This window comes from Lactobacillus apis (assembly GCF_002837055.1).
GTDB classification, from domain to species: Bacteria; Bacillota; Bacilli; order Lactobacillales; family Lactobacillaceae; genus Lactobacillus; species Lactobacillus apis.
The window spans coordinates 1-10,039 of record NZ_PDKP01000022.1 but is presented as its reverse complement, the minus strand read 5'-3'; the positions used below and the strand labels follow the sequence as shown (position 1 = coordinate 10,039).

The following is a 10,039-nucleotide window of genomic DNA, read 5'->3' as shown; positions in this document are numbered from 1 at the left end:
TGCAAATTGATTCAGGAATCGAAATCCCAACTTTACGTGTTGACGGTGGCGCTTCAAATAATGACTATCTACTACAATTCCAAGCAGATATTTTAGGAATAAAGATTGAACGTTCTCAGACTTTAGAGACAACTTCGATGGGAGCTGCATTTTTAGCAGGACTAGCAGTTGGCTATTGGAAAGATGTTGATGAACTAAAAGATATTTTTGTTGTTGGTAAGACGTTTGAAAGTAAGATGGAAGAGTCAAAACGTAAGAAGTTATACCAAGGCTGGAAGAGGGCTGTTAAGGCAACTCAAGTTTTTGCTCACGGTGAATAAGTGCGATAATTAAGTAAAAAGGAGTTGAGCAAATTGGCACATGATCGAATTGTAAAATTAGACGGACCATTAAACTTTAGGGACGTTGGTGGCTATCAAAATAAGGCAGGACAAGCTGTTAAGTGGAACAAAATCTATCGTTCAGATTCCCTTAGTTCTCTATCAAATGAGGATAAAGAGCGCCTTACAGATTTACATGTGACAATCGACTGTGATTTGCGTTCGCAATACGAAAAGCAGTCTTCTCCTGATAAAGCTTGGCCAAATGTTCACTATGTTGACTTGCCTGTTTATTCTGAAAATCCAGAAGATCGGCCCAACGGACACAAAATGTTTCGCTTACTTCACCATATCCCAGATTTGAGCAATAATTTCATTGGTCGGATTTATCAGCAAACTTTATTAAGCGAGCACAGTCGGAAAATGTTTGCGCGCATTTTTACTGAATTATTGGAATTGCCAGAAGGGGATGCACTTGTCTACCATTGCAGTGCTGGAAAAGACCGTACTGGAATGGTATCGGCCTTAATTTTGATGGCACTCGATGTTGATGATGATACAATTGCACGGGATTATTTACTGACCAATAAGTTATATGACTTTGCGGTTTCACGTCAGCTACCAAGTAACGATGAAATAGCGCAAATGGTTGCAAAAATGAATGTCACCAAAGGAGAAGGGACAGCCATTAGAGGCATCACGGAAACCATCCGTGGTGGCTGGGGCGATTTTGCAACATTCTTTAAAAAAGAGCTTGGCTTTACAGATGCTGATTTAAGCCAATTAAAGGAAATGTATTTAGAATAAAAAGTATTAATCAAAAAGCTGCTAGCCAATTTATTATGAAGAAGGCTAACAGCTTTTTAGTTTAAAGTACTGATACGAAAGGAGACACATAATGTCCAATTTAAAAGTTATCCAAGCAGATATTACAGCCTTAAAAGTAGATGCTGTCGTAAATGCTGCTAACAAGACGTTGCTAGGCGGGCTAGGAGTTGATGGGGCGATTCATCAAGCAGCAGGTCCTCAGCTATTAGGAGAATGTCGTCAGCTTCATGGCTGTGAAACGGGCCAAGCCAAGCTTACTAAAGGATATAACTTGCCCGCTAAATTTGTTATTCACACTGTAGGACCAATATACTCCGGGGCAACCAGCGATAATAATCTATTAAGTGATTGTTACATTAACTCACTTGAATTAGCTAAAAAGAAGGGGTTGCATAGTATCGCCTTTCCTGCAATATCAACGGGAGCATATGGCTTCCCAATGGAGAAAGCAGCAAAGCTTGCTTTTGCTACGGTTAAAAATTGGTTAGAGTCAAATAGCTCTTATGATATTGAAGTTCTAATGTGTGCATTTGATAAGAAAACACTTGAACTATATCATAATGAATTGATTAAGTAGACTAATTTGAAATAATATAATATATATTCCTGCATTAACATTTTAGTTAATGCTTGAGTATACTAGCTATACAAAGGACAGCCCCCTCGTTACCGTTTAGGACAGATTTTATCTGACACGAGGGGGCTTTTATTAATGAAAAAATATGGGCAAATTGAATAAAAATATAAACAAAAATGAACTCTAATATTAGAGTTCATTTTTCCTTTCATATGTAGGGATAAACGTCCAAAAGCAGGAAGAAAAGATTTTAAATAAAAGCACCAACTATGAATGTATAGTTGATGCCTTTGAAATCATTAATTAGCTATTTGTCGGACTTTTTATTTCTTGCCCAAGCAAGTACTAAAGCACTAGTCAAAGTAATTGATCCAAGTGTAATAGCTGCTAATTGGGACTTTTTCTCAGGACCTGTTTCTGGCAGTTGGTCGTCGGTGGAGGAGTTAGCTGAATTTAGGTTATCAGCATTGTTACTTGGATCGGAAGTAAAAGCAGCTGCTTGATTATTATTTGCTCCGTTAGCTATTTGACTATTGCCTTGATGGATATTGCCTATTTCTTTGTCTGTGCTGGTAGGCTTTGCTGGGTTAGCAGTAGTTTCGCCTTCAGTTAAAGAAACGGTTTTACTATAAATATAAATAATGCTCTGTTTAGTATTACTAAAGAACCCTGTAGCATTTTTAGGCCGACTCTTTAAAGTATAACCAGCAATTTCTTTAGCGGTTGAAACATAACCATCATTTAGATTACCGCTTAAAACTTCACTAGATGCAATCGCTTTGCCGTTTTCATCTTGATAATGAACAGTGACATCCTCTCCTTTGATAGGGGCGGAGGATTCAGGGTTTTTAATGTAAATAAAGGTAAATTCTCTTTCTTTATCTTCATCGTTATCATAAATACCGGTAATAGGGGATTGACCGGCCTTTAAAGTATAACCTGCGACGTAATCGCCAATAATTGAATAGGGATCGCCAAGATTACCAGGGAAAATAGTATTTTCTCCAATTTTTTTACCTGATTCATCGACATGATGAATAGTAATAGGTAAGCCCATGCGGACATATGTTTCACCCTTTGTAAAATTACGTTTTTTACCATCTAGGGTTATGGCACGTGACTTCATTAATTGTTCAGAAGTAAATTGCTCTGTTCCTTCGGGATGAGTTGTTGTTCCCTTACCGACATTAAGCCAAATTCCTTCAGTATCTAATCCTACATCATCCAAGTATCCTGGAGGTATACTATCTATATCATCGATGTCGCCTCCATATACTGTTGTAAGGTCAGTGTCTTTCCCTAGAACAAGCGTATTTAAGTTAGGCAATCCGGCTAGCATAAGAATATACTCCGGTGCACCTGTAGCAATATTTTTAATATTAAGCTTACGTAAATTTGTACAGCCATAGAAAGTAAGGGAGAAATCAGACTCATCGATATCAGGTATATGGAAGTGTTCTAAATTTAGCTCGGTTAAACTCTTACAATTCATAAACATTTCATATAGGACGTAAAGTGAGGAAGTGTCGAAACTTGATATATTCAAGTCAACGAGGCTTTCATTTCCTGAAAACATACCGCCCATACTTGTCACTTTTGCAGTATTGAAATTAGAGAGATCAAGTGCAGTTAAAGCTGTACAGCCATTAAACATATACTCCATGGTAGTCACGTTAGCAGTATTAAAGCTAGACAGATTGAGAGTGGGCAAAGCAGAGCAACCACTAAACATAAACTCCATGGTAGTCACGTTAGCAGTGTTAAAACTGGAAAGGTTGAGTGAGGTCAGGGAACTGCAGTCTAAAAAAATGTCACACATGCTCTCAACATTAGCGGTATCAAAATTAGAGAGGTCAAGTGAAATTAAGCTACTACAACTATCAAACATTCGGTCCATATTTGTAACATTGGCAGTATTAAGAGCTGAAACATCCAGGTAGTCTAAATTACTACAGTTGGCAAACATAGCTCCCATGTTTGTGACATTAGCAGTATTGAAACTGGAAATATCAAGTGAGAGCAAATTTTGACAGTTACGAAACATGAAGGCTGTACTGGTTGCTTGAGAAAGGTCAAGATATTCTAGACCTACAATTTTTGATGCATATGAAAAGCCGTCGAACAAAAAGTTGGCGTTATTTGCATCATCAAGGTTTATTTTGCCAGTAATGATAATTTGCTTAGCTCGTTTAAGTTTTATAGAATTTCCTTCGTTATTAGAAAGGGTATAGTTAGAAATACGATCAGCATAGTTAGTAATATTTGTATATGTTCCACCTAGAATGGTGAGTTCATCAGTGTCAAGATCGTATGAAACTTGTAGTCCGGCTGCGGTTCCATCAATTCGTTTTTTACCTATATCAGTCTCAGTAGCTTGATTGGCCACTGAATCTTGAGCCGAAGTTGGTTCACCTATATTTGTGTCATCATTGATAGCATCTTCTGATGGGGTTGGAATTTCATCTGTAGTACCTCCTTCCTGTGGCGCTGTTTGACTTGTAAGGTCACTATCTGCTTTGACTAATCGGGGATTAATGGAAATCAAACCTAGTAAAATAGCAGCTGAGCTACTAAATAGAGTTTTTCCTCTTAAGTTATTTGTCTTTTTCATTAGTAAAGGCACCTCATCAGTTATTTGTATACATCGCTAGTTATAATATATGTACTAGTATATTTATATTATATTTGTGTATATGCCAAAATCAAGTCAAGAATTGGTGCACTTAAAACGATAAAGAAGAAAATCATTACAGTACAAGCGAAAATAAATAACACTCCATTTGTAAGAGAACCAATACATTTTCAATAGATGATAAGAGAGCTGATTATCAAAAATAACTATACTCAACGTCGATGAAATGGTGCTTAGAATCTAAAAAACAGGTTTTAATTTAAAAAATATTTTTTCCAAGAATGAATTGAGAAAATTAAAAACACCAACATAACTGTCCAATTATAGTTGGTGCTTTTTAGGGACAACGCGTAGTTATTTACTAAACTTTTTAATTTTTGTCCAAAGAAGTGCTAAAGCGTTGGTTAAAGTGATTAAGCCAAGTGCAATAGCTGCTAGTTGGGCCTTTTTTTCAGAGCCTGTCTTTGGCAGTTGATTGTTGGTAGAGTGGCTAGCTGAATGCATACTGTCAACTTTGCTACCAAGTTCATTTGTACGATCACCATAACGACTTGAGCTGGAAGGAGTAGCACTATTTGTTCCATTGCTTTTGTTTACGTTATTCCTGCTTCTGTTACCCTTGTTATCAGTTTGGTCTCCTTCAGCCTTAGAGGAAATCTTACTATAGACGTAAGTAACATTCTGGGTAGCATCACTGAAGAATCCAGTAGCGTTTTTTGGCCGAGCCTTTAAAGTATAACCTGCAATTTCCTTAGCGGTTGAAACATAACCGTCGCCTATATTTCCGCTCAAAATCTCATTAGGTGCAATAGTCCTGCCTTGTTCATCTTGATAATGAACAATGACGTCTTCTCCTTTGATAGGAGTAGACGATTCGGGATTTTTAATGTAGGTAAAGGTAAACTCCCGTTCCTTGGCGTTATCATTATCATAAATACCAGTAACAGGGGATTGACCAGCTTTTAAAGTATAACCTGCAACGGAGTCGCCGATAATTGAATAAGGGTCACCCAAATTACCAGGGAAAATAGTATCTTCTGCAATTTGTTTTCCTGACTCATCGACATGGTGGATAGTAATAGGCAAGCCCATGCGGACATATGTTTCAGCCTTTACGAAGTTACGCTGTTTACCATCTATGGTTGCGACACGAGCCCTCATTAATTGCTCAGAGTTGTATTGTTCTGTTCCTTCGGGTCTAATTGTTGTACCGTTGCCAACATTGAGCCAAATTCCTTCCGTATCTAGTCCTACGTTTTCCACATGAGTATTGGAATCATCTATATTGGCTATATCTTCGCTGTATACTGTTGTGAGATCAGTGCTTTCACCAAGAACAAGAGTATTTAGGCTAGGCAATTTGGCTAGCATATCGTCGTACTCTGGAGCACCTGTATTAATATTTTTAATGTTGAGTTTCCGCAAACTTGTACAATGATAGAATGTTTCTTCGAAACTTGCCTCACTTGAATTTGGAATATGGAAGTTTTCTAAATTTAACTCAACTAAACTGGTACAGTTATTAAAAGTTCCAGTTAGGTCTACAGGTAAAGCGGTCTTGAGACTTGATATGTTTAAGTCGATGAGATTTTTATCATCTTTAAACATGCATGACATGTCTATTACTTTTGAGATATTGAAACTAGAAAGGTCGAGAGCGGTTAAAGCTGTACACGCCATAAACATACATGACATGCTTGATACATTAGTGGTATCAAAGCTAGAAACGTTGAGTGAGATCAAAGATGAGCAATCACTAAACATATACGCCATGCTAGTCACGTTAGCAGTATTAAAGCTAGAAAGATTGATTGAAGTCAGAGATGAACAACCACTAAACATATACGCCATGTTAGTCACGTTAGCAGTATTAAAGTCGGAAAGACTAATTGAAGTCAAAGATGTACATTCATCAAACATATATGCCATGTTATCTACATTAGCAGTATTAAGGCTAGAAAGATCGAGTGAAGTCAAATCTTCACAATCCCGAAACATGGAAGCTGTACTAGTTGCCTGGGAAAGGTCTAGGTATTCTAATCCTACAATTTTAGATGCAGAACGAAAACCAGCGAATAAATAGGCGGCACTATTTGAAGAGTTAAGACTTATTTGGCCAGTGATAACAATCTGCTTAGCATAGCCAAGCTTTATGAAATTTCCTTCACCGTCAGAAAGGGAATAGTCAGAAAAACGATCGTCCAAAAAACCGATTTGTTTGTATGTTCCTCCCAAAATGATGAGTTCATCAGTGTCAAGGTCATAGGAAACTTGCAGTCCAGCGGCAGTTCCATCAATTCGCTTTTCACTTACGTTAACACCAGAATCTTGAACGGTTATTGGAGCTTGACTCACGGCTGGTTCATCAGTATTTGCGGCTTCACTAGCGATATCTTCTGATGGGGTTGGAATTTCACTGGTAGTAGTTTCTTCCCTAGAAGTCGTTTGACTAGTAGAGAAAGTATCGGCTTTGACTAACTGAGGATTAACGGAAATTAACCCAAGCAAAACGGTAGCTGAACTACTAAGTAGAACTTTTCCTGTTACGTTGTTTATTTTTTTCATTATTAAATGTACCTCACCATTTATTTGTATACACCTCGTTCATTATATATGTATGCGTATTTCCACATTATATATTTATGTATGTAAAAATCAAGATAACAGTAAAAGGAAAAATTTCGATAATTTGATAACAAATTACAAAAGAAGCTCTTGATATCTCTGCAAAAATAACAAGCAATTATATATTATAGGTTGGTAAAATTATGCTTAGTAAGAACTTTAAAATTTTAAATAAACTGACTTGAAAGAATAGTTAGGCGAAAAATCACGGTAAAAAGGAAAACTATTATTTTAAAAAAAATTTCAAAAACAGTGATTTTCTGCTGTTTTTTAATGGAAGCTTAATACTTACAAACTGAAAGGATAATTCAGAGCATTATATTAAAAATGGAGCAGTGGATTTGAAATTTAGAGTATAAAAGAGAATCGTATTGATTTGCTTTTTTATATCGTTTAGTAACTAACTCAATTTCTTTCTCTTACGACTACTACGCTCTTATCAAACTTTCAAATATTGATAAGAAACCTAATCCTAGAAGAGCCAATTGCGAATCTTTGTTTTACACCCGTTTGTGGCAAACTGCGGCTTGCAGTGTTTAAAGTTACGTTCCTTGCTTGTGATTTATAAGTTGTTAGGAGAGCTACCTTTGAACTAGTAACAATTGAGTTGCTCTTTTGCTAACTGTATTTGCAGCATCGTCTGCTTTAACACCAGCATTGGCAGATTTGCTTAGAGCACTACTGGAACCTTTGACGGCGAAGTGCAAAATACTTTTAGTTAACTTTGAAATTTGTATCATACCATTGCCTATATAGCAGAGAATTATTCCAAAAACTTAGAAACAGAGTAGTTTTATTACTAATTAATAAATGTAAGTACGCATTTATTAATAGTAATAAATAAATTTCGAAAATGACTAGTTACTATTATATTTAGATGTTATACTTTAACTGTATGCACAGAGCATGTCTTGCCATAATTACACACCAAGCGACTAACTTGATGTCATACTTGTTCTTTTATTAAAAAGTATGAAAAATTTGATATATATTAAAAAAGTCCTTCACTTTCTTTTTTAGTGAAGAATAGATTGTGTTTGGCTAATTGTTCACATAGTTGTTTAAACTGAGCGTACAAAAGTTACTGACAAATCAATAGCATAGGTAAAGGTATAATTATGAAAAAAACTAGTGATTTCAAAAGTAAAATTTTGCTGAGCACCTCAGCATCCATCTTACTTGGATTAATTCTCTCTAATCCTCGGTTAGCTAAAGCGGATAGTTTATCCACTGACCAAGATAACCAGTCTGATTCTCCTGCTACGCGCACAGTAAAGCCTAATAAGGCTGGGAAAAATACCATAAGGAAGACTGATCAACGTAATCGGCCTAATTCTCCTGCTACGCGTACAGTAAATCTTAATAAAGCTGGGAAAAATACTGCAAGGGAGACTGATCAAAATAAGCAGCTTAATTCTTCTGCTACGCGCACAGTAAACCCTAATGAAGCTGGAAAAATTGCCGCAAGGGAGACTGATCAAAATAATCAGCCTAATTCTTCTGCGACTCCTGATACTCGCTCAATGAGCCCTGATGAAGTTGAAGAAAATAACGCAGTTAACACCGCTGACTCACAAATTGGTTCGACAGGCACCAGAGATACTGTCTCACAAGCTACTTCAGCCAGAACTGATACCGCCCAATCAGTATCCCCGCGTGAATCCAATGTGGTTACAGGTCAACTCTTTTTGGGTGGTGGGGGGTCTAAGTACTACCCCAAAAGTGAACTTCAAGCCTCCTATAATTTCGAAACGGACGAGCTAACTATTTTTGGGGGGACATATTGTGATCCTAAAGTCTATACCACCGGTGTTAGCTATTATACTATTGCTGAAGGTTCTATTTGGGTCAAGACTCCTTGGGGCAATTATAATACGTACGAGCTTAAGAATACCAAAAAAATCAAAATAGTAGGCAAAATTAGTCCTGGATTAGAAACTTTTGATATATACTCTTTTGGTAGTCTGTTTGCTGACCTCACGGACCTAACAGAAATTGAGGGACTCGATAACCTTGACACAACAAATAGAACCAGATTTGATAGTCTGTTTGAGGGATGTAGTAGTTTAACTACAATTAATCTTGATGAACTCGACATGTTAAATGTAACCAGCATAAAAAATATGTTTGCGAGATGTAGTAGTTTAACTAGTTTTGATCTGAGCTCTTTTGATACATCTGGAGTCGAGGATATGTCGGGGCTGTTTTACGGCTGTAGCAGTTTAACTAATCTCAACCTAAGTTCACTCAATACTTCACAAGTTACGAGCATGTCTAATATGTTTGGAGATTGTACAAGCCTAACCCAACTGGATCTATCGAACTTTGATACGTATAAGACAACAGAATTAGGGGGTATGTTCGCGGGTGCGACAAGCCTAGTTGACGTAAATGTATCAAGTTTTACCTTCAATCCCAAAGAACAGATTGATATGGAGTATATGTTTGAAGATTGTAGTAGCTTAGTTAATTTAGACTTGAGCAACTTTAAAACTCATAGGTCAGCTGAAGTTGGAGGTATGTTTCGGAACTGTACAAGTTTAAAAACTTTGAATATTAAGAATCTTGATCTAGGTTGTCTGTTTTTTGATGACATGTTTAAAGGAGTCAATAATCTAGAAGTTCTTGTTCTTGGTCATAGAACGCCCCTAATTAACGTGCAAGAATTAGAAGATTTAGAAAACTATGATCCTAACGATGACTGGGTACCAGGAGCTGGACTGAATATTCCTGGTATTTGGGCCAATGTTGGTAAAGGCACAATCGAAAATCCTGAAGCATCTACTCGCTGGACTTCCTTTGAACTTATGAAAAATCGCGCATGGTTTGAAGAAGATATTGAAGCTGGTCTGGATCCCGATCCCGATCCCGATGATCCTGATTATGATCCTGACTATAATCCTCTCGATGATTACGACCTTAACCCTGACTTGCCTGCCGAGACCTATGTTCGTGTGTGGGGGAAACCTGTAACTATTCACTATCAAGACGAAAACGGCAATGCTATCAAAGAAGATGATGTTCATCCTGGTCATGTCGGTGAAAATTTCTCTTTTT

Annotated in this window: 7 protein-coding genes; 4 read left to right on the top strand and 3 right to left on the bottom strand. The window is 37.0% G+C overall.

Going from position 1 to position 10,039, the window contains the following annotated elements; genetic code table 11:
* From CRG87_RS07185 to CRG87_RS07175, 3 genes are all read left to right on the top strand, one after another.
* The coding region (locus tag CRG87_RS07185) for an FGGY-family carbohydrate kinase (protein WP_265734331.1) at positions 1–320 on the top strand (320 nt) is incomplete at its 5' end.
* Positions 321–353: 33 nt separating this feature from the next.
* Positions 354–1,127, top strand: coding sequence for a tyrosine-protein phosphatase (locus CRG87_RS07180; protein WP_074426246.1), 774 nt, complete (start codon positions 354–356; stop codon positions 1,125–1,127).
* A 91-nt stretch (positions 1,128–1,218) separates the two neighbouring features.
* Entirely contained in the window at positions 1,219–1,725 is a 507-nt protein-coding gene (locus tag CRG87_RS07175; RefSeq protein ID WP_074426247.1) for an O-acetyl-ADP-ribose deacetylase, read from the top strand.
* A gap of 307 nt (positions 1,726–2,032) precedes the next feature.
* On the opposite strand, the gene CRG87_RS07170 is transcribed toward CRG87_RS07175, so the two are convergent.
* The 3 genes from CRG87_RS07170 to CRG87_RS08055 all read right to left on the bottom strand — a co-directional run bounded on the left by CRG87_RS07170 (position 2,033) and on the right by CRG87_RS08055 (position 7,722).
* Positions 2,033–4,336 (bottom strand): BspA family leucine-rich repeat surface protein, encoded by a 2,304-nt coding sequence (locus tag CRG87_RS07170; protein ID WP_074426248.1) that lies wholly within the window; start codon positions 4,334–4,336, stop codon positions 2,033–2,035.
* A 375-nt stretch (positions 4,337–4,711) separates the two neighbouring features.
* Positions 4,712–6,922 (bottom strand): BspA family leucine-rich repeat surface protein, encoded by a 2,211-nt coding sequence (locus CRG87_RS07165; RefSeq protein WP_074426249.1) that lies wholly within the window; start codon positions 6,920–6,922, stop codon positions 4,712–4,714.
* A 641-nt stretch (positions 6,923–7,563) separates the two neighbouring features.
* Positions 7,564–7,722, bottom strand: coding sequence for a hypothetical protein (locus tag CRG87_RS08055; RefSeq protein ID WP_165775975.1), 159 nt, complete (start codon positions 7,720–7,722; stop codon positions 7,564–7,566).
* Between the two features lie 378 nt (positions 7,723–8,100).
* On the opposite strand from CRG87_RS08055, the gene CRG87_RS07160 reads away from it, so the two are divergent.
* On the top strand, positions 8,101–10,039 hold a 1,939-nt coding region (locus CRG87_RS07160; RefSeq protein WP_133125494.1), incomplete at its 3' end, for a BspA family leucine-rich repeat surface protein.